The sequence below is a fragment of the Acinetobacter sp. L-24 genome, from assembly GCF_056857555.1.
The window spans coordinates 80,305-106,705 of record NZ_JBSXNI010000037.1 but is presented as its reverse complement, the minus strand read 5'-3'; the positions used below and the strand labels follow the sequence as shown (position 1 = coordinate 106,705).

Here is a 26,401-nt window from a genome sequence, read left to right as displayed (position 1 = left end):
CCCAAAAGGGTGGTTCTTAAAAGTGCGAATAATATAATGAAGTCTTATTTAAACTGAATCGCCCCATTCGCGCTGACCGTCATTTGCGATTCGCCCGCCGCAACTTCCTGCTCAGGAACCGCCATATCAGCCGATGCAGATTTCATCATGGCCATACGCGGTACTGGCTGTGGTGAATAGTTATTAGTATTCAGGTTTAAGTTCACCAGTTGATAACTCGGTTTGTTCCAGGTCTGGGTGAGTGCCTGTGCGCGTTGCTGGAAGTTTTTGGTGGCTTCAATCATCAGCTCGCTTTCAACTTTTTTACGCTTTTCGTCAGATACCTTGAAATTAATCGACTGGGTCTGGAAGTGCTGTTGTAATTCAGCAATCAATTGAGATGTCGCTTTAAAATCTTTTGATTCCAGACGAATCTGGGCACGACCACGCCATTCTTTTAATTTGCGGTTGTCATTGTCATAAATAGGGTAAGTACTTTGTGCCCCAGTCTCGATTTTCACAGTAGGATATTTGCGTGCTGTGGCGATCGCCTGATTCATCAGCTGGTTAATTTGAGTGGCCAGTTCAGCTGGTTGTTTGTTGGATTTTTCAATATAAAGCACAGCATGCATTTCATCATTTGAGATTTCACGGCTAGCCTCTGCTGAAAGATTAACAACATTATAATTCAGAGATTCAGCAGGAGCTGCAAATGCGCCTGTGGCGAGGGTGCTGGCAAGGATCAAACTGGTAAGTGCTAAGAGACGCATGAAATTGTCCTGTTTTTCTTAAAATTGGCCATCTAAGCCGTTGTTAAAATATTAAATCTCAATTGTGATCTTTTTACGAAATATTTGTCGTAAGAGTGTTAAATTTTCTTTAATTTTATCTCATTATTTGATTTATATTTATTATTAATAATTAAATACTTAATGAATAATTTTAAGATTGATTACCGGAATGTCGCCTGCGCTACAAAAAAGCATAAAAGAACACGCTTTTCTTTCTGCTGTCACACTGTAAGATGATGATTTAGGGGATGGATTAGCATGATGTTTTTTTTCGATAAAGATTAGGACAAAATGTGACTGAAAGTTGTTTATTTTCCTGAAAAATTCGGTATCATCCGCCTCCTAGTTATTCGAATACAAAACTGCTAGCTAGAACCTTTATAAAGCGCCGAGTCAAAGGACCAAACGTCACCAGACTTATTTCTTTCACCCATATCAGAGATGGTAATTCGATATGAGCGTTACTTCTGTAAACCCTGCCACCAATTCCACAAACGAATACTACTTGACTCGCCAAAGTCAGATGGAATCGAATGTGCGTAGTTATCCACGTAAATTACCGTTAGCGATAGCGAAAGCACAAGGTTGCTGGGTTACCGATGTTGAAGGTACTGAGTACCTTGATTGTTTAGCTGGGGCAGGGACGTTGGCTTTAGGCCATAATCATCCTGCAGTCATTCAAAGTATCCAAGATACGATTGCAAGCGGTTTACCATTGCATACGTTGGATCTTACTACTCCTTTAAAAGATGCTTTTACTGAAGCACTTCTTTCTTATCTTCCAGGTGGTCAAGAAGAATACTGCTTGCAGTTCTGTGGTCCATCGGGTGCAGATGCAACCGAAGCCGCGATTAAACTGGCAAAAACCTTTACTGGTCGTAGCTCAGTGATCAGCTTTTCTGGCGGCTACCACGGTATGACCCACGGTGCATTGGCAATGACAGGTAACCTATCTGCGAAAAATGCAGTGAACGGTTTGATGCCGGGTGTACAGTTCATGCCGTATCCGCATGAATACCGTTGCCCATTGGGTCTTGGTGGTGAAGCCGGTGTTGATGCTTTAACTTATTTCTTTGAAAACTTCATTGAAGATGTCGAAAGTGGTGTGACCAAACCTGCAGCTGTAATTCTTGAAGCGATTCAAGGTGAAGGCGGTGTGGTAACGGCGCCAGTAAAATGGTTGCAAAAAATCCGTGAAGTGACTGAAAAACACAACATCGTATTGATTCTTGATGAAGTTCAGGCTGGTTTTGCACGTTCAGGCAAAATGTTTGCATTCGAACACGCAGGGATTGAACCTGATGTTGTAGTGATGTCTAAAGCCGTAGGTGGTAGCTTACCGCTTGCCGTACTTGGTATTAAACGTAAGTTTGATGCTTGGCAGCCAGCAGGTCATACCGGTACTTTCCGTGGTAACCAATTGGCGATGGGTACAGGTCTTGCAACGATCAATACCATTAAAGAACAGAACCTGGCTCAAAATGCACAAGAGCGTGGTGATTTCCTGCAAGCTGAACTTAAAAAACTGGCTACTGAATTCCCGTGTATCGGTAACGTGCGTGGCCGTGGTCTGATGATCGGCGTTGAAATCGTAGATGAGCGCAAAGATGCGGATCATATGGGTTCTTTACCTGCTGATGGTCAGTTGGCTGCAGCGATCCAAACCGCTTGTTTCAACAATAAATTATTGCTTGAGAAAGGTGGTCGTAACGGTACAGTGATTCGTTTACTTTGCCCGTTGATCATTACTCAAGACGAATGTGTTGAAGTGATTGCTCGTTTCAAAAAATCGGTTGCTGAAGCACTAGTTGCAGTTCGAGGCGCATAATTCATGGTAGATTTCGCAGAACATCGTAAAGCGTTACTCTGCAATGATGCTGCATCCATTGCTGACTATCAGGCTGGCATGGACCAAGCGACCAAAGCGGTTGCGGCATGGTTGCAAAACGACAAAATGTACACTGGCGGCAGCATTAACGAGCTACGCAGTGCGATTGCATTTAATCCTTCAAAAGAAGGTTTGGGTGTAGAAAAATCTCTTGAGCGTATGGTTGGGCTATTCCTCAACAAGAGCTTAAAAGTACATCATCCACATTCACTTGCGCATCTTCACTGTCCAACAATGGTGACCAGTCAGATCGCGGAAGTGCTGATTAACGCAACCAACCAGTCAATGGACTCATGGGATCAAAGCCCGGCCGGTTCGTTGATGGAAGTTCAGCTGATTGACTGGTTACGTCAAAAAGTCGGCTATGGTGCAGGTCAGGCCGGTGTATTCACTTCTGGTGGGACACAGTCTAACTTGATGGGCGTATTGCTGGCGCGTGATGCTTGCATTGCGAAAAACTGGAAAGACGAAAACGGTAATCCGTGGTCGGTTCAGCGCGATGGTATTCCTGCGGATGCGATGCATAATGTCAAAGTCATCTGTTCTGAAAATGCACATTTCTCTGTGCAAAAGAACATGGCGATGATGGGCATGGGCTTCCAGTCAGTGGTCACTGTTCCTGTGAATGAAAATGCACAGATGGACGTAGATGCACTGGAAAAAACCATGGCGCATCTTCAGTCTGAAGGCAAGATCGTGGCATGTGTGGTGGCAACAGCGGGTACAACGGATGCTGGTGCGATTGATCCATTGAAAGCAATTCGTGAAATCACCAATAAATATGGCGCGTGGATGCACATCGATGCGGCATGGGGTGGTGCACTGATTCTATCCAATGACTATCGTTCTATGCTGGACGGGATTGAGCTGTCGGATTCGATCACGCTTGATTTCCATAAGCATTATTTCCAAACCATTTCTTGTGGCGCGTTCCTGCTGAAAGATGAAGCGAATTACCGTTTCATGCATTATGAAGCAGAGTATCTGAACTCCGCTTATGATGAAGAGCATGGCGTTCCTAACCTGGTATCGAAGTCACTACAAACGACGCGTCGTTTTGATGCATTGAAATTGTGGATGACAGTTGAAGCACTGGGCGAAGAGCTTTATGGTTCGATGATCGATCATGGCGTGAAATTAACCCGTGATGTGGCAGACTACATTAAAGCGACTGATGGTCTGGAGCTTCTGCTTGAGCCTCAATTCGCGTCTGTCTTGTTCCGTGTGGTTCCAGCGGGATATCCGGTTGAATTACTCGATACGCTCAATCAAAACGTAGCAGACGAACTGTTTGCGCGTGGTGAAGCGAACATTGGTGTGACGAAAGTCGGTCAGGTTCAGTCTCTGAAAATGACCACTTTAAGCCCGGTTGCAACGCTTGATAACGTGAAGAACTTGCTGGCATTAGTACTTGCAGAAGCGGATCGTATCAAAGATTCAATCGCTGACGGTACTTATACGCCACCCATTGCATAAGTGATGGTGGTGTGAAAAAAAGGAGATCGAAATGATCTCCTTTTTTGTGCGCTTAAAAATAAAAAAAGGTCCTTTCCCAGATCGAAATTCCTCACAAAAACACGGAAGGTCTGAATCCCGTTTGGCCTGTTATTTATTTGTCATAGGCTTATGTAAAACTGGGGAGCAGGATTTATCCTGAGTTCAGGTTTATAAAAATTGTTACATGTCATTGGTCTAAAATTTTTTATTGAAGTGAATGACATAAAGAACTTAATCATTGAAATCCATAAAAATTTAATCAAGAAAAAGCCGCTAGATTAAAAATCACTAAATCGTAATAAAGCTGTAACTTATCTGTCATATTCTAAAATCAAAATGCAGGTATCGAAAGAAGTACAAAACTGAATAAAAAGTGGTGTACTCCAAATTTGCATAAATGAGAGAGATACTAGAATGCGCTTTACAAATATAGCTTTAGCATTAGCAGTAACCGGGGCAACTGCTGTAACGACTGCACACGCAGCACGTGACACCATCCAAATTGCAGGTTCTTCAACTGTACTTCCATATGCCAGTATCGTGGCAGAAGAATTCGGTAATACTTTTCCACAGTTTAAAACACCAGTTGTCGGTTCTGGCGGTTCTTCAGGTGGTTTAAAACAGTTCTGTAATGGCGTGGGTGATAATACGATTGATATCGCAAACTCTTCTCGTCAAATCAAGAGTACAGAGCTGGCAGAATGTAAAAAGAATGGCGTTAACCAAGTCCTAGAAATCAAAATTGGTTATGACGGTATTGTGTTTGCATCGAATGCAAACAAAGCGGCTTATAAACTGCGTCCACAACATGTCTTCGCTGCACTTGCTGCACAACTTCCATCAAATGGAAAAATGGTCGCTAACCCGTACACGCGTTGGAACCAAATTGACAAAGCACTTCCGAATGAACCTATCACCCTGGTAATTCCTGCGTCGAATCATGGTACGCGCGAAGTCTTCCAGGAGAAAATGGTGGATGCAGGTTGTGAAACGTATGCTGCAATTAAGTCTCTAGACAAAGATGCTAAGAAAAAAGCTTGTACAACATTCCGTAAAGATGGCCGTGTGGTTGAGATTGCCGGTGACTATACCGAAACATTGGCACGTTTAAAAACTTCTCCAAGTGCCGTAGGTGTGTTTGGGCTAGGTTTCTATGACCAGAACCGTGACCGTCTACGTGTTGCCACAGTGAACAATGTAGCGCCTTCTGAAAAGACCATCTTGAATGGTGCTTATCCGGTATCACGCCCATTGTTCTTCTACGTAAAAGGCGAGCATTTGAAATCGATCAAAGGCTTACCGCAGTTCACAGAATACTTCCTGAACAAGAAAGTATCTGGCAAAGGCTCTAAGCTGGAAAAAGCAGGTCTGATTTCAATGTCTGATAAAGAACGTGCAGCAGTCCTGGCAAATTTCAAGGCTGGTAAAGCGGTTGTTGTGAAGTAATAAATGATTTTGAAAACGCTGGTGGTAGGGTCAACCTACCATCGGCTTTTTGCGATAAACAAGTTTTTTCAAACCATGAAAATTGAAAAAACAGTGGAGAATACATGAATCTGCTACTTATAGGTGTGTTATTGGCCATCATGGCCATAGCCTATCAAATCGGATTAAGTAAAAGCCGTAGCTTAGCAGGTAAGGGAAGCAATTCTGCAAACTTACACTCGCGTCCCGGATATTATGGTGCCCTGGTTGCACTATGGTGTGGTATCCCTGCGTTTTTAATTTTGATTGTTTGGAATATGGTAGAACCCACTTTTCTGGAGCAGGTGGTACTCAACCATTTGCCAGAAAATGTTTCGGCCAGTCTGGATCCGGCAAGTTTGAGCGTTGTGATTGATCGCGTTCAGGCACTTGCCTCAGGTTTTGGAGTGAGTGATACACCTGCAGCCTATGAAGTCGCAGCCGCAGAGCAATTGGCTAAATTCTCGACCATTGGTACCTTTGCCAAATTGGCAGTCGTGATTTCGGCGGCGCTGGCTGGTCTGGTCTGGGCCAAGAAACATATTAGTCAGGAATTCCGTGCACGTAACCAAGTCGAAAAAATGATTAATATCGGCCTGGCATTGTGTTCAGGTGTGGCGATTCTGACCACTCTCGGGATTGTGATGTCGATGTTTGGCGAGGCGATGCGTTTCTTCAGCTTCGTTAGCCCACTCGATTTCTTCTTTGGTACCCAATGGAACCCAGGGTTTAGCACCTCTGGCAGTGCTGAAGGCAGTTATGGTTTATTGCCACTGCTCTGGGGCACGCTCATGGTCAGCGGGATCGCGCTTCTGGTCGCGGTTCCAGTAGGCCTGATGATTGCGATCTATCTGGCCGAATACGCTTCACCGCGATTCCGCTCTTGGGCAAAACCTACAATTGAAGTGTTGGCGGGTATTCCTACGATTGTCTATGGTGTCTTTGCTTTGATGATCATCGGCCCATTCCTTAAAAGCATGGGTGCTCTGGTCGGACTCGAAATTAATGCCACCAGCGCGCTGACCGCCGGTCTGGTCATGGGCATCATGATTATTCCGTTCGTATCTTCTCTGTCAGATGACATCATCACTCAGGTGCCGCGTGCCTTACGTGATGGCTCTTTGGGTTTGGGTGCCACCAAATCTGAAACGATCCGTCAGGTAGTTTTACCCGCAGCCTTGCCGGGTATTATTGGTGCGTTCCTGTTGGCGGCGTCACGTGCGATTGGTGAGACCATGATCGTGGTTCTTGCAGCCGGGAACAGCCCACAGTTGCATGCCAATCCACTTGAAGCCGTGTCTACGGTCACGATTACCATCGTGAATCAGCTAACTGGCGATACTGACTTTGCTAGTCCACAAGCACTGGTGGCCTTTGCACTAGGACTGACGCTATTCGTCATTACCTTAGGTTTGAACATTGTTGCACTGATCATCGTGCGTAAATATCGTGAGCAATACGACTAATGAGTACTTCAAATACAACGCCTGTGGATCAGCGTATTGATCCATCCATCGCCGCCGAGCTGCGTGAAAAGCGTAAGAAGACCATTCAAAGCTCTTTGGCACGACGTCATCGTAAAGAAAAAACCTTTCGTTTATTTGGTTTCTCTGCGGTACTGGCAGGTCTGTTCTTTGTGGTATTGCTGTTCGGGAGTATTTTATCCAAAGGTTTGCCTGCATTCTGGCAAAGCAGCATGAGTTTGCCGATTCATTTCGATCCAGCCATTGTGGATATTGGTCCAAAACCGAAGCCAGCTGCAGGAGAATCTCCAGCACAGTTTGAAGATCGCTTTATTGCCTGGCAGACCGAAGTGGGAATGGTGGATTGGGATGCGTTGATTATCAACGGCATGATCGCCAAAGATAGCAAGCTGGAAAGCCAGCGTGATGAACTGGGTTCTTTATATACTAGTTCTGAGGCGTACCGTTTGCGCGACATGGTCATGAATGATCCGAGTCTGGTCGGTCAAAGCAAGGAAGTGAAAATTCTGGCTGATGCCAATGTCGATGTCTGGCTAGCGGGAAATATTGACCGTGATCTTCCTGATGAACAGCAGCAGCTCAGTCCTGAAGTACGTCAGGTGGCGGACGAGATGAAAGCCGCTGGTGTGATTGAAAATAGTTTCAATACCAATATTTTCACCAGTCCTGATTCACGCAGCTCACCAGCAACTTCTGGCTTGGCAGGTGCCTTCATGGGCTCACTGTTCATGATGATGATCGTGATCTTTATCTCGATTCCAATCGGGGTGGCCTCTGCGATCTATCTGGAAGAGTTTGCACCAAAAAACTGGATTACTGATGTGGTCGAAGTCAATATCAATAACCTGGCAGCCGTACCATCGATTGTCTTCGGTCTGTTGGGTGCAGCGATCTTCATTGGCTGGATGCATTTGCCACTGTCAGCACCATTGGTGGGTGGTCTGGTGCTGAGTCTGATGACCTTACCGACTGTGATCATCACCACACGCGCATCACTTAAAGCGGTTCCACCTTCGATTCGTCAGGCAGCTTTGGGCCTCGGTGCTTCCCGCATCCAGACAGTATTCCATCACGTCTTGCCTTTGGCTTTACCGGGTATTTTGACAGGCGCAATCATTGGGGTCGCACAGGCTTTGGGTGAAACCGCACCATTGTTATTAATCGGAATGAGTGCTTTTGTTGCCAGCGTTCCAGCCACACCATTTGATCAGTCAACGGCTTTACCGGTGCAGATTTTCTTATGGCAAGGCAATGAATTGCGTAACTTCTTTGAAGGGCGTACTGCAGCAGCAATTATTGTACTTCTGGCCATGATGATCAGCTTAAACAGTCTGGCCATCTGGTTACGTAAGAAATTTGAAGTCCGTTGGTAATAGGGGCAGAATCATGAACACAACTGTTATTCAAAATTCCTTAAAAAAGGATCAAATCGTGAATCCACAACAGACACAATTCACCTCGGATGAGGCAACTCAAAAGCCAGCAACTCCGTTTGTTTCCCAGTTCGATACGCAAAGCAGCAAAAAAGATGCGAAGTCGACGAATGTGAAACTTAGTACTTCTGATGTGCATGTGTACTATGGTGAAGCGGAAGCGATTAAAGGCATTGACCTGAACATTTATGAAAATGAAGTGATTGCTTTTATTGGGCCATCAGGCTGTGGTAAATCGACTTTTCTGCGTACCTTAAACCGCATGAACGATACCATTGATAGCTGCCGTGTAACCGGTAAAGTGATGCTGGACAATCAGGATATTTATGATCCAAACCTGGATGTGGTCTTGCTACGTGCACAGGTTGGTATGGTTTTCCAGAAGCCAAACCCATTTCCGAAATCAATCTTCGATAATGTCTCCTATGGCCCAAAACTGCATGGTTTGGCGCGTGACAAGTACGATCTTGAAGAAATTGTCGAAGGCAGCTTGCGTAAAGCCGGTCTGTGGGAAGAAGTGAAAGATCGTTTGAATCAACCGGGAACAGGTTTGTCAGGTGGTCAGCAGCAACGTCTGTGTATCGCGCGTACGATCGCAGTCAGTCCAGAAGTAATTTTGATGGATGAACCGTGTTCGGCACTCGATCCCATTGCAACCGCCAAAGTGGAAGAGCTGATTTCTGAGCTATCTACGCAATATACCATCGCGATCGTAACTCACTCCATGCAACAGGCAGCACGTGTATCGGATCGTACTGCGTATTTCCATTTGGGTGATCTGATAGAAGTCAACTCGACTGAAAAAGTCTTTACCCAGCCGGATCATCAGTTGACTGAAGCCTATATTACAGGGCGTTTCGGTTAATCCGATCTCTAGAATAAGAGCCGTAAGGCTCTTTTTTTATAGGTGAAATAGATGGTGATAATCGTAATAATTCTCGAAATAAAGTTGAAAAAAACCGAAATTGACCTAATCTAAAGGAATAAATCCGAATTAAATAGAGAATAGATTTTTTATGTTATTTCATACTCCGAAACTGTCCGCTGAAATCCGTATTAGTCATCTCAATGCGCGTATCAATGAACAACGAAAAAAAATAGCGCAAACTACTGGCTCTAAACTGGAACTTTTACAGTTATCGCAACAACTGTCAAAAGAAGCGCGTGCACGTAAGAAAACCAATCAAAAAATCTATGTGCTCGATTTTAAAGGTGATATGGCTGCTTCTGCGGTAGAAGGCTTACGTGAAGAAATCACTCTGATTCTGGCCACAGCCAAAGCAGGTCGTGACCGCGTTGTAGTGCGTCTGGAAAGTCCGGGGGGCATGGTCCATGGTTATGGACTTGCAGCAGCTCAACTGGTACGTTTACGCGAGGCAGGTTTTCATCTGACCATCTGTGTCGATAAAGTAGCCGCTAGTGGCGGTTATATGATGGCGTGTATTGCCAATGAGATTATTTCTGCACCATTCGCGATTGTTGGTTCAATTGGTGTGGTTGCTCAAGTCCCCAACTTTAACCGCCTACTGAAAGACAATAAAATCGACTTTGAACTCTATACCGCTGGACAGTACAAACGTACCGTGACTATGTTTGGTGAAAATACCGAAGAGGGTAAGGCTAAGTTTGAAGAAGAACTACAGCAAACCCATGCTTTATTCAAACATTTCGTTGAGAAGTATCGCCCGCAGCTGAATATTGAAAAAGTGGCCACTGGTGAGCATTGGTATGGTCGGGATGCGCTGGATCTAAATCTGGTGGATAAACTGCAAACCTCAGATGAATACCTGCTCAACTTGTTGACCCAACATGATATCTATTCCATCCAGACCCGCAAGAAACCAACTTTGGGTGAAAAACTCGGCCTGCAAGCAGCGCAAATTGCTGATTCACTGATACCCACTGTCATGAATAACGTTATGGAAAGCTTAAGTAAAGCAAACGCAAATCTGGTGCAAATACGTGATCCAAAACTTTAATCCAATTGATCTTGAATGAATTTTAAAGCTCACTTCGGTGGGCTTTTTTATTTTTTGAAATCATATTGTTGTGATATAAGTGGAGTACTCTGATTGAGTCTAGGCTCATATGCTCACGTTTATTTTGTTGCTTGGGTTTTTTAGTATCGTATTTATTCCGATGTTATGTATGCTTTATTCTGAAGCAAAATTAACTCAGGATAATTCTAAGAAGGTTTTGTTTTGGCTGAGTTTTCTACCCGGCGTTTGTATCTTTCTGCTGTATAGCTTTCTAAAGCCCAATGATCCACCTGTTATTCCATCGAAAGAATGTGGCGTTGTGCAGTTTTATCAGATGCATAAAGTTCGAGGTGGTAACGAATTTGAACGTGTGAGTATTCGCTTTGATGGCGCTCAATATAGTCGGCATTTATTCTTCGATAAGCATCTGGATAAAATCCCTCAAGGCCAAAAGGCCTGCTTTGAATATCTAGATAAGTTCAAATATCCACATTTGTCAGAATCTAAGTTTGTTCAATGGATTGAACCGAATGAAATGTAAACCATCACTGAAACTAATCAGATAAAATAAAGCATATTTTATTGTTAGAGCAGAAACATGGCTATAGCTGAAGCATTTCTTGCGACGCAAAATTGTTATTTTAATTATGAATTTGAAGAACTTTATTTAGAGGATGATTTTCCTGAGGAGTTATCTGTGTCACTGCGTGGCATAATGCTCCGTCATGAGATTCAATATCCTGATGCAACCTATTTCATTTATTACAGTGAGATGTTGACGGGGAATGAACTGCAAAAAATGAAGGATGATTGGATGCGATATTGCCCACATTCATAATTGAAGATATGAATGTAATTAAATGCGTGATCCAAAACTTTAATTCAGCTATTAGATTGTGATTTTAAAAGCTCACTTCGATGAGCTTTTTTGATTTTTCGGTATCAATTGCAGCCCGCCTATTATCGCCGCGCCAATCGTAGCAAGCAAGATGTCTTTGTGCGCATCCCACATATCACCTTGTTGTCCATTATAGTTTTCAGCTTCTTCAGGAGATAAACCAATCGCAATCAGCCATTCCAGCCACTCATAGATCATACTGCTGGCCACCACAAACTGAATCACCAGCAGGAAAATGACCACGGGTTTTTGCTGTGGTAACCAGACCTGAAACAGGCGATGGAAAATTGGATAAAGTAATAATCCGTAGGCCAGATGGACAAATCGGTCGAACATATTGCGTGACCAGTGCATCACTTCATTCAGATTAAAGCCAAAAATCTGCTCGATCCATTGGTTATAAGGCACATAAGAATACAGATAGTGCGCAGCAATCACATGAACAATCAAAAAAAGAATATATAAATTAAAACTTAAAAAATTCAGGCCGATTTTATACAGGCAGATGAGCAGCATGATGATCATGAAAACTGTGCCTGCCTGATGCAAGAGATAAGCTTCCAGTTCTAAAGGACGAATACTGGCAAGCAAAATCGCCAGAATTAAAATGCCCAAGCTCAGATAATGTTTGGCGGAAAGTCGATGATCAATCATGTCGTTATTATGAAATATCTTTTTTAAAATAAAACACATTATAAATAAAAAGGCGAAGCCTGAGCTTCGCCTTTTCGTCTTATTGCAAATTAGATTTTTTTAATCAGCTCAGCCACTTGTTTGGCCTGGTCAGCAGCATTACCTGTATATGATGCAGGGGTCATTTCCGCTAAACGCGCACGGTCAGCAGCAGGAACAGCTTCTAACTCGTTACCGTTTACGAAATCTACCATCATGTCGCGAGTCATGGCTTGACCACGAGTCAGGGCTTTTAATTTTTCGTACGGTTTTTCAACGTTGTAACGACGCATTACAGTTTGAATAGGCTCAGCCAATACTTCTTGCGCATTGTCTAAATCTTCATTGATACGCGCAGTATTCAACTCAAGTTTACCAATACCTTTAGAGCAAGCTTCAAAAGCAATTAAGCTTTGCGCAAAACCAACACCCATGTTACGAAGCACAGTAGAGTCAGTCAGGTCACGCTGCCAACGAGAAATTGGCAGTTTTTCACCAAGGTGTGCAAGTACAGCATTTGCAATACCCAAGTTACCTTCAGAGTTTTCAAAGTCGATCGGGTTAACTTTGTGCGGCATGGTTGAAGAACCAACTTCGCCTTCTTTCAGTTTTTGCTTGAAGAAACCAAGAGAGATATAGCCCCAAACATCACGGTTAAAATCGATCAGAATAGTGTTGAAACGACGCAGCGCATCAAACAATTCAGCCATATAATCGTGTGGCTCGATTTGAGTGGTGTACGGGTTGAAGTCTAGACCCAGAGACTCTACAAATGCTCGTGAATGCGCAGGCCAGTTGATGTCTGGGTAAGCAGAGTAGTGCGCATTGTAGTTACCGACTGCACCATTGATTTTGCCCAGTAGCTCAACATTTTTAAACTGTTTGATTTGACGTGCAAGACGGTAAGCCACGTTTGCCATTTCTTTACCCAAAGTCGTCGGGCTTGCAGTTTGACCATGAGTACGAGACAACATTGGCTGGTCTGCATGCTTTTCAGAAAGCGCAACGATTGAATCAATGATTTGCTGCATAGATGCAACTAGTACATCACGACCGCTTTTCAGCATCAAGGCATGTGACAGATTGTTAATATCTTCAGACGTACATGCAAAGTGAATGAATTCACCGGCATTTTTAAGTTCTTCGATACCAGCGATTTTTTCTTTCAGGAAATACTCAACCGCTTTAACGTCGTGGTTAGTGGTGCGTTCGATCTCTTTGATGCGATTGGCATCATCTTCAGAAAAATCGCTCACAATCGCATCAAGCGCTGCATTAGTTTCGCCTGAAAACGCCGGTACTTCAGTAATTTCCGGGTGGTTTGCAAGCGCTTGTAACCAACGCACTTCAACAGTCACACGAGCATGGATTAAACCAAACTCAGAAAGAAAGGGACGTAGAGCATCACATTTGCTCGCGTAACGTCCATCTAATGGAGAAAGTGCAGTTAAAGCGTTCATATCGATTCCTTAGATTTTGGAATTAAACGTAAAACAAAACACGTGCAGCATCAGTTAAACCACCTGAAACTGTAAACGCGCTAGATTCTGAATATCTTGTAGCAACTTGCGTTTGCCAAATACCATACCCCAAGAGCTGCCACCGAGCTGACGCCACAGATGCGCCATTTGCAAACCGGTAAATAAGGACGCACGAATGCGGTTGGTGTGTCCGGCATCTTTAAAGGCTTCGGCATTGCCACGTACCATAATACGCGGATTAATCTGTCCGGCCGTATCGACATAGGTTTGAGCAAGGTTGGCAATGATGCTGGGGTGCAGGTAATTATTATCGAAGAAGGAGAGCTGTCTGAGAATTTTCTGTTGAGACTGTTCAATAATTTCAACAAATTTGGGGTTGCTATAGACCTTCTTTTCTAACTGAAGAAGTGCCATCGCATAGCTCATGGGAAGTTTAGTGCTGGAAAGTTTTGGAATTCTGGATTTGGGTGAAGTATTGAAGGGTTGAATAATGCTGCTTTCTAATGTTTTTAAACCTAAGGAAATATCGGCCAGCTGATTAAAAAAGTCGAGTGTCTGGGCATTCTGATTGCTGCCGGGACGGATATTAAGACTGGCTCTAATCAACTGTTCAAAATAAAAGTTACCACTTTCACCAATACTTTGCTGCCCCGTCAATGCAGTCATATGGGTTAGCTGGGTGGCCTGAAACACACCCGCTAATGCCAAAGCACGATTTTGACGAGTATTCAACGTTGTGGCTGGTTGAAATGGTAACTCCGTCATGCCGAATTCATCCTTTTATAAAATCAGGTTTAGGTGCATTGGTATGATGAATCACACCACCTCCTAAACAAACTTCACCTGAATAGAACACCACGCTTTGACCTGGGGTCACTGCACGTTGAGGTTCATCAAACTCAACACGAACACCATTCGGTGATTCTGAATCTTGATACACAGTACATGCTTGATCAGTCTGACGGTAACGGGTTTTGGCTGTACAGCGGAAACCTGTTTCAGGAATATCTTGCTCACCTGCCACCCAGTCAATCGCCTCACTCCAAAGTATGGTGCTTTGCATCAGTGGGTGTTCATGGCCTTGGCCGACCACCAGACGATTGCCTTCGATATCTTTATGCAATACGAACCAGGCGCCTTCAGCGACGCCTTTCATACCGCCAATACCAATACCACCGCGTTGACCGAGCGTATAGTACATTAAGCCGTGATGATCACCAACCTCTTTACCGTCTTCCAGTACGATTTTTCCGGGTTGAGCAGGTAAATATTGCTTCAAGAAGTCATTAAATCGACGTTCACCAATGAAACAGATGCCAGTCGAGTCTTTTTTCTTGGCCGTGACCAGATCTAATTCTTCTGCAATTTTACGGACTTGTGGCTTTTCAATTTCACCAACAGGGAACAGGGTCTTGTTAATTTCACGACCATGAACCGCATGCAGGAAATAGGTCTGGTCTTTGTTATTGTCTACACCACGCAGTAGCGGTGCATATTCTTCACCACGTGAATTGGTCATGGTTTCACCACGACGGCAATAATGACCTGTTGCAATAAAGTCTGCACCTAGGTTAATCGCGTGATCTAAGAAGGCACGGAATTTAATTTCTTTATTACATAAAATGTCTGGGTTTGGCGTACGGCCAGCCGCATATTCCGCCAGGAAATGCTCGAATACGCGATCCCAATATTCCATGGCAAAGTTCGCAGTATGCAGCTTAATTCCGATTTTGTCGCAAACGGCCTGAGCATCGGCAAGGTCATCCATCGCCGTGCAATATTCTGTGCCGTCATCTTCTTCCCAGTTTTTCATGAAAAGACCTTCAACCTGATAACCTTGTTGAAGTAAAAGGGCAGCAGAAACAGATGAATCTACACCACCTGACATACCGACGATGACACGTTGTTGCATAGGATTAGGCATCCAAATTTGAAATTAAGGGAGAATTTTGGTGCTCGTAAATGAGCGATAAAGGGTATTTTTGACCTGAAAGTGCATCTTGTACGGCTTTAATCACTAATGGACTACGTGCACGAGCAGATTCAATCAGTTCATCGAGCGTCATCCAGACCGCGCCGACAATATCTGTATCTAAAGTGGCATTGGGGTCATAGTCAATGGATTTGGCTAAAAAGCAGAAACGAAAATATGTCCGATCCGGGAACATCGGTGGGGTATAAGTATAAATACCTAGCAGTGATTCAATACTCACTGTATGTCCGGTTTCTTCCATGGTTTCGCGAATGGCAGCTTCAATAATAGTTTCGCCACATTCGATATGACCCGCAGGCTGATTAAATACCGTGTGTGTCACACCTTCTGTATGTTCTTCTACAAACAGTAATTTTCCGTCTTTTTCAACGACAGTTGCGACAGTGACATGAGCAGTCCAAGCAGTCATAAAGCAGCACCATGGAAAAGGATGCACTATTGTATAAAATTTTAGGGTGTGTGGCTATGTTGAGAGCAGGTTTCTTTAAGCGACTTAATGCATTAATGAATAATCAACCAATGATAATCATGGTATTTGGGGTTAATGAATTACAGAGAAAATAAATGCTGAAGTGATCATTTTAGAACTGGGAAAACGCACATAAAAATAGTATAGCGGGGCTGTTAATATTTTTTCAGGACTTGGAGAAATGCTGATGGGGATCAGAAGCTTGATTTCCAAAACAATTATTTAAAGTAATGAGGACTATAACTGAAAGTTGATATATCAGATAGTTATACCCTTTATAGCACGACGAAAAAGCCTAAATTAGCTAGATAAGTGATGATGTTGGTCTTAAAAGTATTCTGAATGATGCCTACAAATATTTTTATAGAGTTATGTGTCTAGCCTATTGACTTCAAACAAGACAAGTTTGAAGATAAGAAGGTTGAGTAAATATCAATCAATTTTTAAAAAAGAAGAAAAATAACCGAATATAATTAAAAAGTTAAGAGATATTATAAACCTTCTAGTATTGTCTAATTTTTTAACTGCATTCTGATTTAATGCAAAGTTTTCTTCATCATGCATCAAAAAATAAACTTATAAACCCAACATTAAAAAAATATTTTGAGCAGGTTGACATGATGACACCGCCAAATTCAAATATTGGTTTTCGATTAGATATCAATGGACTGCGTGCCTATGCGGTATTAATGGTCTTGTTTTTTCACTTCAAAGTTCCAGGGTTTAATGCAGGCTTTTTGGGTGTAGATATATTTTTTGTCATTTCAGGATTCCTGATGACAGCAATCATTTGCAGCAGTCTTGAAAAAAACAGCTTCAAATTATTTGATTTTTATATGGCACGGATAAGACGGATTTTTCCTGCCCTGATGATACTTATTATTATTTTGCTGGTTTTAGGGTGGTTTTGGTTACCCTTACCTGACTATATGTTTTTGGGTACGCAATCGAGTAGTGCTCTGTCTTTTAACTCTAATCTTTATTACTGGCGTACTTCTAATTACTTTGATGGCACTGCTCATGAAAAGTGGTTATTACATACATGGACATTGGGTATTGAGTTTCAATTTTATCTATTATTACCTATTTACTTGTTACTACTGACAAAAATTAAATCGGAACGCCGTACCTTATTATACGGATTATGTTTTGCATTTCTGGGATCTCTCCTTTTAAGCATCGCGATATCTCATTCGAAACCCGTAGCTTCCTTTTATTTATTGCCTGTTCGAGGCTGGGAGTTCGTTGCTGGTGGGTTGGTTTATTTAGCTGCGAAAGAATTTCCACAATTACAAAGATTTGCCAAGGTGTACTTTGTAGCGGGATGTTTTTTATTGTTATTGGCCATGTTGATCATTCATAAGGGGTTAGTTTGGCCTTCTGCTTGGGCGGCGTTACCAGTACTGGGTACAGTACTGGTTATATTGTCACAACAGGAAGACTCCATGTTAACCACGCACCCTGTTGCACAATGGTTGGGAGATCGTTCATATTCGATTTACTTGTGGCATTGGCCGGTTGTGGTTGGCTTGTATTTTGGTAGTGTGCAAGATGATTTAAACTGGATACTATTTGGTTTGGTGCTTAGTCTGATACTGGGGCATCTTTCCTATTTACTGGTTGAAATACCCTCACGCCAATTTTTAACGAAATTTCGTCTTTCCAGACAAGCTCTAGTCATCTTTAGTTTTGGTTTGCTTGCGAGTTTATCTGCAATCGCGATCAGTGCCAAACTACTTCCATTTGAAGAAATTCGATTACCTAAAATTGTAGAGATTGCTGCTGCAGAAACATGGGATATAGATCCTAGGCGTGAAGAGTGTAATGCCTCTCATGACAAAATAGGGTCGCCGAGTTGTGTGTACGGAAAAGAAAAAATTTTAGCAATTTTAATGGGGGATAGTCATGCATCAGCAATAGCAAGTTCTTTGGGTACAGCAGCCTCTCACTTTAACTCAGGTGTGATTTCCTGGTTTATGGATAGCTGTCCTACACTGGATGGCATTCGATATATAGATCATAAAGAGTACAGTGCGGATTCATGTGATCTTCTAAATCAATGGGCAAATGAAGAATTAAAAAAATATCCTAATATTCCGCTAGTTTTGGTCAGTCGTACTTCAGAGTATGTAAAAGGTGTGAATGAGCCTGACCAATCGGAACGGTCTAAACTAGCACCAGTCTACTTCAGTAAAAAATATCTTTATAATGAGGATAGGCAGTTTATAAAGGAATTTTCCCAAGTTTTAGTTGATACAGCATGTCGTTTGGCAAAAGACCGACCGGTTTATTTAATGCGACCAATACCAGAGTTCGGAATAGATATTCCCAAGACCATTTCGCATAAGCTGGTTATACATGGTGCTGTGGAAGATATGAAGCTTTCACTTTCTGAATATCATAAACGGCATAAAATTGTTTGGGATGCTCAGGATGAAGCAGCTCAGCGCTGTGGAGTGAAAATCTTGAATCCTCTGCCTTATTTATGTGATACAGAATATTGTTATGGTTCAAAAAATGCTCGTCCTTTGTATTATGATGATGACCATTTGAGTGAATATGGCAATAAATTTTTAGTCCCTATGTTTGAACAAGTATTTAGATATTAAGTTGAGATGTTACTTGGAGAGAGGATTTATTCCATTTTTGAAATTTCCCGGAATTTATCCTGTAAAAAGCATGAAAAGACTCTAATACTGGCCTTATATTAAAAGAAGCTAGTAAATTAATAATTTTTTAAATGTTTATATTAACTCAATTATCACAGACATAAATGTAGGAACAAATAGCCTCAACATATTACGTATTGATCCATTTGATTTTTTTAAATTCGTCATATTAAATAATATAGGCAGTAAACACTTTAGAAATATTTTTTATCATGTTCATGTCTGATAAGTAGAATTAAAATATGCCTCTCTTTAAAAATTATTCAAAAAGAAACGTTCTTGATTGTAAATAATTTGCTTCGACATCTAATTCCAAAATAGTATCGCTTGAAATAATAGTCTTACACATCACTTCACCTGCTTTTTTATACTTTAAATATTCTTCTGAATTGAGGTGGTTAAAGTCGGCATTTTCTCAATGTGTTTTGTTTGGTCATTGAGCATAACCAATATAATCACCAGTCTTTTCTTCTTTATGCAGGCGAGAGCCGAGAGAACCTAAAACCAGATAAATGCCCTCCATATGAGTTTTCCATGCCTGAATGAAAGCTTCCTTTGTCGCTGGTTTAATTTTGAAACGGTAAACCGCAATAAACATTTTAATCCTTCGAGTTATGCTTGTTTTAAAGCAAGAATTAAACCAAAGGATTAAAATAAAGAGATCTGTTTATTTTGATTTACCCAAGATAATTTCGAGAGACTTTCACATAATTCTGCGCAGAATAAGACAAGAATGCCATTTCTTTTTCAGTGAGCGGACGTGCTTTTTTTGCCGGGCTACCAACATAGAGCCAGCCACTTTCCAAAACTTTACCCGGTGGAACTAGCGTACCTGCACCAATCATCACATCATTCAGAATGATGACATCATCCAGAATAATGCTGTTAATCCCAATTAGTACACGATTACCAATCGTACAACCATGCAATGTCACATGATGGCCAATCGTGACATCTTCACCAATGATCAAAGGCGAACCATTCGGTTTATCGGCTTTTTTATGACTGACATGCAACATGGCATGATCCTGAACATTCGAATTTTTACCAATCCGGATTGAATTAACATCACCACGAATCACGGCAAAAGGCCAGACAGAAACATTTTCAGCCAAGACCACATCGCCGACCACGATTCCCATCGGATCGATATAACACGATTTATCAATTTCTGGAGTCGTGTCTAAATAAGAACGAATGTTTTGGCTCATGGTGATCTGCTCATTAAAATTTTAAGGATCATGTACATAGTATAAAATAAAAAGCACCCATCTGAATGAGTGCTTTGGTCTTAGTCCGGGACTAAAACAGTTTATTTAAACTTAGAACAAGTTTGAGAAGAACTGTTTAATGTGGTCGAGCATACGTGCGAAGAAACCAGCTTCTTCAACCGCGTTTAAAGCCACCAATGGTTTTTCTGAAATTACTTTACCATCCAGAGTCGCTACGTATTTACCTACGACCTGACCAGGCTGTAAAGGTGCAGTCAGTTTAGGTTGAACCACCAGCTGGGTTTTAATCGCATTAGCCTGACCTTTTGGCATGGTCACGTTAAAGTTTTCCGCAAGACCGATCTGAACCTCATCTTCCTTACCAAACCAAACTTTGGCTTTGGCAAGTACCTGTTTGGCAGGTTGAACATTTTTGGTTTCGAAGTTTGCATAACCCCAAGCCAACAATTCACGTGTTTGTGTCGCACGTTCCTGCATGGTTGGTGCACCAAAAATCACTGAAATCAAACGTGTAGGTCCACGTTTTGAAGAGGTGGTCAAACAATAACCAGCTTCATCAGTATGGCCAGTTTTTAAACCATCTACACTCGGGTCAGTATATAGCAGGGCATTACGGTTACCTTGTTTGATGCCATTAAAGGTAAATTCTTTTTCCGCATAAATCGGATAATACTTAGAACTGTCTTTAATGATGTGTTGTGCCAGCGTTGCCATATCTTTGGCAGTTGAATAATGACCTTCAGCCGGCATACCGGTTGAATTGATAAAGCTGGTATTGGTCATGCCAATACGTTTAGCTTCTTGGTTCATCATATGTGCAAAGGTACCCTCGTTCCCTGCAATATGTTCAGCCATGGCTTTCGATGCATCATTCCCTGATTGAATAATAATCCCGCGAAGCATTTCAAGTGCAGTTGCCGTACCATTTAAAGGTACATACATACATGATTCCGCGCTACTGCCGCGACACCATGCTGACTCGTTCATGCGCACTTGTTCATCTTCAGTGAGTTCACCGCTCAATAGTTTTTGTTCGATGATGTAACTGGTCATCATCTTGGTCATTGAAGCAGGGGCTAATTTTTCATTTTCATTTTTTGAAGCGAGAAGTTGCCCTGTCTCGTAGTCCATTAGCACGTAGGATTTATTATTCAATTCTGGTGGTGCAGATAGGACAGTTGCTGCAAAGCTAAAACTAGGAACTAATAATAATGCAGCAAGGGCAGTTTTTTGGGTCATTTCTAGTGGGTTCCTATATCTTGATGTAAGCACGAAGAGCCTAGCATTTTAGGACAAAGCTAGGCTGACTTCTATGGGAAACCCGGTCTTATTTCAAAAGTATTGTAAGTTATCGGCAGAAAAGCAGCTTAATTGTTATAGGTGGTTAATTCATTACAAATCACCTGATTTTTTTTCTTGCCGGCTTTCTTGGCATCCGATTGTGCTTCGGCCAGAATATTGCGGAAATCGTTCTGTTTAGCCATCTGGTTTAAGCTTTCAACCGGATTACGCTGGCCCGGCATATACTCAGTCACCAGCTTGGTATAACCCTGATTAAACTGTGACTTGTCTTTGACCATGCTTGGACAGATTTCTGAAAGAACATAAATGGCTGCCAGTTCCTGTTTGGTCACTTGCTGAGTTGGGGTAACATTAATGTTTTCATCGGCTGCAAATGCAGAAGTTCCCAAAAGAGTGGCGGCAGAAATTGCGCAGAATGTTAAAGCTTGGAATATTGGATTTTTCATTGAAAACTCAAAAAATGGATTTAGAACAATAATTTGCCTAGCTTAAACTTATTTTTGAAATTGAAAAGTGGGAAAATGTAGCGAAGCTGTAGAATTATGAATAAATCTGTAAGAGAAAATAAGACGATGTTTACACCGTCTTATTTGAAAATTTAGCTGGCTTAGCCTTGGTAGTTCAGCATTTCTTCACAGACAGTTTTCTGCTCGTCTGAGCTGGTTTGCTTTGCACCCTGACGTGCTTCTTCAAGTAAAGATTTATATTCACTGTCTGCCTGTAGCTTTTGATAGCTCATGCCTTTATCTGAGTAGTCTGCAAGATAAGACTGGATCAATTGTTCAACGGTGCTGTTAAATTTTGGATTTTGACCAATGATTGCCGGGCAAACTTCAGCCATAACCTGTGCTGATGCAATATCTTCTTTTACAATGGTATTGTTTTCTTCAACAGTCAGATCGTTTGCCATGACTGAAGGGGAAATAAATGCTGCCAAGCTTAAAGTGAGAGCGCTAAATAAAGAGAATTTTTTAATCATCTTGAGCCACATATTATAAAGATGGATGTCGAGCAATAAATATATATAATTCCTGCACTAATACAATGAAATGTCCTAGTCAGTCATTTTTTAGCGTAACGAGATTTTTTAGTGAATATTTTAGTTTCAAATGATGATGGGGTGTTTGCACCCGGTATTCAGGCTTTGGCGCAAGCGCTAAAGCCTTTGGGGCGAGTGGTGATTGTGGCACCGGAAAGTGAACGCAGTGGCTTTTCTAGTGCCTTAACTTTGGACCGCCCTTTACGCCCAATCCAGATTTCTCCTGATGTCTGGGCGGTTAATGGGACGCCGGCAGATTGCGTTTACTTGGCTATGAACGGGCTATTTGATTTTGAATTTGACCTGGTGGTTAGCGGGATAAATAGCGGCGCAAATCTGGGAGATGATATCTTGTATTCCGGTACAGTCGGGGCGGCCTTTGAAGGTCGTTTAACTAAACATCCTGCGATTGCCGTATCACTGAGTGGGCCGAATGTACGTGGCTATCAGCAGCCTCAGGATTATCAGTTGGCCGCCGAATGGGTGCATGATTTTATTGCTCGTGGTTTGCCTATTCTGCCTGAGCGACATATTTTTAATATCAATATTCCAGATGTAACTGAATTGCAGGGTGAAAAAGTGACATATCAAAGTCGCCGCCGTCAGTCTAAACCGGTGACGAGTCATATAGATCCGCGTGGTCGTCAGGTATTCTGGATTGGACTCTCAGGAGAAGCAGTCGCAGACCCTAAGCCAGGATTTAACGAAATTGATTCGGACTTCTCTGCGGTCGCCAATGGCTATGTCAGTATTACCCCGATTCAGATGGATGCTACCAATTATGAGAGTCTGCGGAATTTACAAACACAATTGGCAGAAAATGCGTCCTTAGTGTTATAACTTTGTGAAAAACTCGCGATTGCAAGTATATTGCCGTAAAACTTTGCTAATCTTAACGGAATTTTGCAACCGTATAGCATTAGAGAGGAAGATAATGTTCTTGGTGTTACCGAAATGTGTCGTAGCTTCGCCTGCAACCCTGATTAAAACCCTCGTTTTATCGACCGTTGTTATTTCTACAGGAGTAATTACCGGTTGTGCCACCAAACCCCAGGTGAATAATGCAACGCGTTATGCAACAGCTCCTGATTTCTATACGGTGCGTTCAGGAGATACATTGAGTGGGATTGCAGCACGTTATGGACTGAACTATATCAGTGTTGCAGAGATGAATGACATCAGTGCACCTTACCGGATTTATGTCGGACAATCGATCCGCCTGAAAAGCAATACTGCGCGCCGTAGCACCAGTACTCAGGCTATGACTCAGGCAGCGCCAATCCAGCGTCAAACAATTGCAGTGCCTACACCGGCACCGGTTACGCCAGCAACGACAGTACAAACCACACCACGTGTCAGTACATCTGCACCGGTAACGCCAGTATCTACGGCAGCAGGTTTACGTTGGGTAAAACCATCGAATGGCGCGATTCTTCAGCAATACAATTTAGCTTCTAATATCAAGGGCACCCGCTATAGTGGCAATGTCGGCGATCCGGTATTTGCCGCAGCAGACGGGCAGGTGGTGTATGCCGCTGATGGTCTGAAAGAATATGGCAATCTGGTGTTGGTAAAGCATATCAATGGCTATATCACGGCTTATGCACATAACAGTAAATTGAACGTAAAAAGTGGCCAAAATGTAACGGCTGGTCAAAAAATTGCAGAAATGGGGTCGACTGGTACAACCCGCACCATGCTTGAGTTTCAGGTGCGTTTAGACGGCAAACCTATTAATCCTACTGCAGTTTTACCAAACAATTAAATAAATAATGCAAAGTGTAAATTTCGCCGTATAATACAATAAGTTGCTTTTATCAAATGATGGAGCACCTCATAAGTTTAGAGGGAAATTTATGTTAGATCAACTTCGAGCAATGGGTGTCTTTGCTTGCGTTGTGGAAAAAAACTCGTTCAGCGGTGCTGCCCGTGAATTAGGGATTACGACCAGCGCCGTCAGTCAACAAATTCGCTCATTAGAACACGATATGGAAGTCGTACTTCTAAACCGTTCTACGAGAAAATTAAGTCTGACCGAAGCGGGACAAGCTTTTTTCCATAGCTGTCAAGAAATGTTATCTGCTGCTGAACGCGGTAAAGTCCGGATCAATGAGTTACGTGATGATCTTGTGGGTGAGCTGCGTATCGTTTCTTTGCCAGAATTATGCGCGAATCATGTGATTCCTGCACTTTCTCATTGGATGGCTGCACATCGTGGCTTGGCAGTACATTTAGAAACAAACAATCATGAGGTTGATTTGTTGGATGGGCGGGTTGATATCGCCCTAAGATTTGAACAGAAAAATGATGAGCATAATCTTCAGGTTGTGCCATTGATGCAGATTGAGCAAATTCTGGTGGCGACACCGAGTTATATTAATCAAAGCACCATTATTTCGAGACCTGATGATCTTAAAAATCATGAGGTCTTACCTTTAACGCATCTTAAAAACCATCAGTATTATCATTTTCAACATGTGAATACTGCAGAAAAAGCCGAGTTTGAACTGAAATCCCGTTTCAGTACCAATAACGGTTTGGTTGCAAAATCGATGTGCTTGCAGGGCAATGGGATTGCCAAGGTTTTATATCTTGATGCTAAAAAGGATTTGCTTAACGGTACTTTAGTTGAAGTTCTGCCTGAATGGAGACTGCCACCGATTACACTGTATGCGGTTATTCCGAAACGTGAACAACAACCGACAAAAATTCTTCGTTGTCTTGATACCTTGAAACAATATTTTAGCCAGATCTCTGGCGGACGTATGTTACAAAACGCATCATAGAATGCAGAATAATAAAAAAGCCGCTTTAGAGCGACTTTTTTAATTTTTAGGCTAGGGCTTTATGCCAAATAAGCTTTGATCATTTTCACCAGACGTTCGATCAACTGGTCTGCCTGCTCCTGGGTAATATTCAGGGTAGGCAACAGACGAACGACATTGCCTGCAGTGACATTGATAATCATCTTGTATTCATCGCGTGCAATCGCAACCAGATCACCGCATTCTTTTGGTAATTCAATCCCGATCATCAGACCAAAACCACGTACGATGACATTTTGATCTGCCAGTTTGTTGCGTAGCTGGTCAACGATATAAGCACCTTTTTCAGCAGCATTCGCGACGATATTTTCTTTTCGCATAATATCGAGAATGGTATAGACCACACGCGAACCCAGTGCTGTACCGCTATAGGTAGAACCGTGATTTCCAGCAGTTAATACACCGACGCCACGACCTTGGGTCATGACTGCACCAATCGGGAAGCCATTTCCTAAGCCTTTGGCTGTGGTCAGTACATCCGGAATAATATTGGTGTGCTGATAAGCAAAGTATTTACCGGTACGGCCATTACCAGTTTGCACTTCGTCCAGCATCATCAGCCAGTTATGCTGGTTGCAGATTTGGCGAATTTCTTCTAAATAGCTGAAACCTTGAGGTGCGGTATTGACACCGCCTTCACCCTGAATAGGCTCAACCAAAATCGCTACGATATCCGGGTGATTGATTGCCGCTTCTTCAATCGCTTCGATATCACCAAAAGGTACACGGACAAAACCTTCAACCAGTGGGCCAAAGCCTTCCTGCACTTTTTTATTGCCTGTAGCAGATAAGGTGGCCATGGTACGACCATGGAAAGACTGGTCGGCAACAATGATTTTAGGCGATGCAATGCCTTGCATATGACCAAATTTACGTGCAATTTTGATTGCACCTTCATTTGATTCTGCGCCACTGTTGGAGAAAAATACTTCTTCCATACCTGCAACTTCAGCCAGTTTCTGTGCGGCAGCGGTTTGCCAAGGCACTTCAAACAGGTTGCTGGTATGAATCAGGGTCGCTGCCTGTTCAGCAATCGCTTCGGCAATGACTGGATGCGCATGGCCCAAACCGCATACCGCAATTCCGGTTAATGCATCTAAATACTCTGTACCATCTTCGGTATAAAGATATGCACCTCGTCCTCGGACAAAGCTGATCGGTTGACGGCCAAAAACAGGCATCAAATGAGACGGTTGATCAGTTTGTACCGGTGCGAGGGTAATATTATTCATGACTAACTCTTAACTGTTAGGTGGAAAGAAAAACTTATATAAGCAAAAACCCACTCAGATTTAAAGGGTAATTG

Annotated in this window: 25 protein-coding genes; 13 read left to right on the top strand and 12 right to left on the bottom strand. The window is 42.5% G+C overall.

Annotation, left to right across the window (positions count from 1 at the left end; genetic code table 11):
* Positions 1-44: 44 nt before the first annotated feature.
* Entirely contained in the window at positions 45-749 is a 705-nt protein-coding gene (locus tag AC13CK_RS05485; protein ID WP_004646521.1) for an SIMPL domain-containing protein, read from the bottom strand.
* Between the two features lie 475 nt (positions 750-1,224).
* Here AC13CK_RS05485 and AC13CK_RS05480 point away from each other — a divergent pair, with 475 nt between their 5' ends.
* The 9 genes from AC13CK_RS05480 (at position 1,225) to AC13CK_RS05440 (ending at position 11,353) form a co-directional block, all read left to right on the top strand.
* Positions 1,225-2,598 (top strand): diaminobutyrate--2-oxoglutarate transaminase, encoded by a 1,374-nt coding sequence (locus tag AC13CK_RS05480; protein WP_004646522.1) that lies wholly within the window; start codon positions 1,225-1,227, stop codon positions 2,596-2,598.
* A gap of 3 nt (positions 2,599-2,601) precedes the next feature.
* On the top strand, positions 2,602-4,134 hold the full coding sequence (locus tag AC13CK_RS05475; protein WP_425877971.1) for a pyridoxal phosphate-dependent decarboxylase family protein: 1,533 nt from the start codon (positions 2,602-2,604) through the stop codon (positions 4,132-4,134).
* Positions 4,135-4,569: 435 nt separating this feature from the next.
* Positions 4,570-5,601, top strand: coding sequence for a substrate-binding domain-containing protein (locus tag AC13CK_RS05470; RefSeq protein ID WP_004279710.1), 1,032 nt, complete (start codon positions 4,570-4,572; stop codon positions 5,599-5,601).
* 104 nt (positions 5,602-5,705) lie between these two features.
* A complete protein-coding gene (gene pstC, locus AC13CK_RS05465; protein WP_005107378.1) occupies positions 5,706-7,085 on the top strand; it encodes a phosphate ABC transporter permease subunit PstC in 1,380 nt (459 codons plus the stop codon).
* Positions 7,085-8,476: a phosphate ABC transporter permease PstA gene (gene pstA, locus AC13CK_RS05460; protein WP_425877974.1), complete on the top strand. Its 1,392-nt coding sequence runs from the start codon at positions 7,085-7,087 to the stop codon at positions 8,474-8,476. The genes pstC and pstA overlap by 1 nt, the downstream gene beginning before the upstream one ends.
* Before the next feature lie 13 nt (positions 8,477-8,489).
* Positions 8,490-9,401, top strand: a complete 912-nt coding sequence (gene pstB, locus AC13CK_RS05455) for a phosphate ABC transporter ATP-binding protein PstB (RefSeq protein ID WP_005246810.1) — start codon at positions 8,490-8,492, stop codon at positions 9,399-9,401.
* A gap of 151 nt (positions 9,402-9,552) precedes the next feature.
* On the top strand, positions 9,553-10,515 hold the full coding sequence (gene sohB / locus AC13CK_RS05450; RefSeq protein WP_004279717.1) for a protease SohB: 963 nt from the start codon (positions 9,553-9,555) through the stop codon (positions 10,513-10,515).
* A gap of 109 nt (positions 10,516-10,624) precedes the next feature.
* On the top strand, positions 10,625-11,056 hold the full coding sequence (locus AC13CK_RS05445) for a hypothetical protein (RefSeq protein WP_004279718.1): 432 nt from the start codon (positions 10,625-10,627) through the stop codon (positions 11,054-11,056).
* A gap of 57 nt (positions 11,057-11,113) precedes the next feature.
* Entirely contained in the window at positions 11,114-11,353 is a 240-nt protein-coding gene (locus AC13CK_RS05440) for a hypothetical protein (protein ID WP_425877977.1), read from the top strand.
* Positions 11,354-11,425: 72 nt separating this feature from the next.
* Here the strand turns inward: AC13CK_RS05440 and AC13CK_RS05435 are convergent, their stop codons facing one another.
* From AC13CK_RS05435 to AC13CK_RS05415, 5 genes are all read right to left on the bottom strand, one after another.
* Positions 11,426-12,067: a DUF2238 domain-containing protein gene (locus AC13CK_RS05435; RefSeq protein ID WP_425877978.1), complete on the bottom strand. Its 642-nt coding sequence runs from the start codon at positions 12,065-12,067 to the stop codon at positions 11,426-11,428.
* Between the two features lie 89 nt (positions 12,068-12,156).
* Positions 12,157-13,545, bottom strand: a complete 1,389-nt coding sequence (purB, locus tag AC13CK_RS05430) for an adenylosuccinate lyase (RefSeq protein WP_482830995.1) — start codon at positions 13,543-13,545, stop codon at positions 12,157-12,159.
* A gap of 54 nt (positions 13,546-13,599) precedes the next feature.
* Complete coding sequence (hflD, locus tag AC13CK_RS05425) at positions 13,600-14,331, bottom strand: high frequency lysogenization protein HflD (protein WP_005107369.1); 732 nt, start codon at positions 14,329-14,331, stop codon at positions 13,600-13,602.
* A gap of 7 nt (positions 14,332-14,338) precedes the next feature.
* A complete protein-coding gene (mnmA, locus tag AC13CK_RS05420) occupies positions 14,339-15,478 on the bottom strand; it encodes a tRNA 2-thiouridine(34) synthase MnmA (protein WP_071851917.1) in 1,140 nt (379 codons plus the stop codon).
* Between the two features lie 4 nt (positions 15,479-15,482).
* Entirely contained in the window at positions 15,483-15,968 is a 486-nt protein-coding gene (locus AC13CK_RS05415; protein ID WP_425877983.1) for an NUDIX hydrolase, read from the bottom strand.
* A 599-nt stretch (positions 15,969-16,567) separates the two neighbouring features.
* Here AC13CK_RS05415 and AC13CK_RS05410 point away from each other — a divergent pair.
* Complete coding sequence (locus AC13CK_RS05410) at positions 16,568-18,637, top strand: acyltransferase family protein (RefSeq protein ID WP_314103935.1); 2,070 nt, start codon at positions 16,568-16,570, stop codon at positions 18,635-18,637.
* Positions 18,638-19,130: 493 nt separating this feature from the next.
* Here the strand turns inward: AC13CK_RS05410 and AC13CK_RS05405 are convergent, their stop codons facing one another.
* From AC13CK_RS05405 to AC13CK_RS05385, 5 genes are all read right to left on the bottom strand, one after another.
* Positions 19,131-19,295, bottom strand: a complete 165-nt coding sequence (locus AC13CK_RS05405; RefSeq protein WP_247144156.1) for a hypothetical protein — start codon at positions 19,293-19,295, stop codon at positions 19,131-19,133.
* A gap of 79 nt (positions 19,296-19,374) precedes the next feature.
* Complete coding sequence (locus AC13CK_RS05400; RefSeq protein WP_425877985.1) at positions 19,375-19,908, bottom strand: gamma carbonic anhydrase family protein; 534 nt, start codon at positions 19,906-19,908, stop codon at positions 19,375-19,377.
* A gap of 111 nt (positions 19,909-20,019) precedes the next feature.
* On the bottom strand, positions 20,020-21,168 hold the full coding sequence (gene dacC / locus AC13CK_RS05395; RefSeq protein ID WP_004646537.1) for a D-alanyl-D-alanine carboxypeptidase PBP5/6: 1,149 nt from the start codon (positions 21,166-21,168) through the stop codon (positions 20,020-20,022).
* A gap of 128 nt (positions 21,169-21,296) precedes the next feature.
* A complete protein-coding gene (locus AC13CK_RS05390) occupies positions 21,297-21,677 on the bottom strand; it encodes an MCR_0457 family protein (protein WP_005104587.1) in 381 nt (126 codons plus the stop codon).
* Between the two features lie 161 nt (positions 21,678-21,838).
* On the bottom strand, positions 21,839-22,210 hold the full coding sequence (locus AC13CK_RS05385) for an MCR_0457 family protein (RefSeq protein WP_004279733.1): 372 nt from the start codon (positions 22,208-22,210) through the stop codon (positions 21,839-21,841).
* Between the two features lie 111 nt (positions 22,211-22,321).
* Here AC13CK_RS05385 and surE point away from each other — a divergent pair, with 111 nt between their 5' ends.
* The 3 genes from surE (at position 22,322) to AC13CK_RS05370 (ending at position 25,056) form a co-directional block, all read left to right on the top strand.
* Positions 22,322-23,110: a 5'/3'-nucleotidase SurE gene (gene surE, locus AC13CK_RS05380; protein ID WP_005246800.1), complete on the top strand. Its 789-nt coding sequence runs from the start codon at positions 22,322-22,324 to the stop codon at positions 23,108-23,110.
* A gap of 94 nt (positions 23,111-23,204) precedes the next feature.
* Complete coding sequence (locus AC13CK_RS05375; RefSeq protein WP_425877990.1) at positions 23,205-24,035, top strand: peptidoglycan DD-metalloendopeptidase family protein; 831 nt, start codon at positions 23,205-23,207, stop codon at positions 24,033-24,035.
* Positions 24,036-24,126: 91 nt separating this feature from the next.
* Entirely contained in the window at positions 24,127-25,056 is a 930-nt protein-coding gene (locus AC13CK_RS05370; RefSeq protein ID WP_044112899.1) for a LysR family transcriptional regulator, read from the top strand.
* 59 nt (positions 25,057-25,115) lie between these two features.
* On the opposite strand, the gene AC13CK_RS05365 is transcribed toward AC13CK_RS05370, so the two are convergent.
* Positions 25,116-26,327, bottom strand: a complete 1,212-nt coding sequence (locus AC13CK_RS05365) for an aspartate aminotransferase family protein (RefSeq protein ID WP_425877992.1) — start codon at positions 26,325-26,327, stop codon at positions 25,116-25,118.
* Positions 26,328-26,401: the final 74 nt, after the last annotated feature.